The sequence below is a fragment of the endosymbiont of Ridgeia piscesae genome, from assembly GCF_001443665.1.
Lineage (GTDB): Bacteria > Pseudomonadota > Gammaproteobacteria > Chromatiales > Chromatiaceae > Endoriftia > Endoriftia persephonae.
Genome location: NZ_KQ557199.1, coordinates 1 through 314, shown reverse-complemented (window position 1 = coordinate 314; position 314 = coordinate 1). Strand labels below are relative to the sequence as shown.

Annotated in this window: 1 protein-coding gene; it reads left to right on the top strand. The window is 64.6% G+C overall.

The annotated features are described in order from the left end of the window. The coding region (locus tag Ga0074115_RS15565; protein WP_198295086.1) for an FAD-dependent oxidoreductase at window positions 1-314 on the top strand (314 nt) is incomplete at both ends.

Here is a 314-nt window from a genome sequence, read left to right as displayed (position 1 = left end):
CCCAACCATCTGGTTGTCCTGGGCGGCTCAGTGGTCGCCCTGGAGCTGGCCCAGGCCTTCCGGCGTCTTGGCAGCCAGGTCACCCTGATGGCCCGCAGCACCCTGTTATCGAAGGAGGATGCCGATTTCGACGCGGGCATCGGCAAGGTCTTTGAAGCAGAGGGTATGCGGATGCTACGTCACACCGTCCCCGATCGGATCGATCACGACGGCCAGTCGTTTCAGATCCGGACTGCCGGCAAGACCCTGACGGCGGATGCCCTGCTGGTCGCCACCGGCCGCTCACCAAATACCCAAGAGCTGGGGCTGGAGGC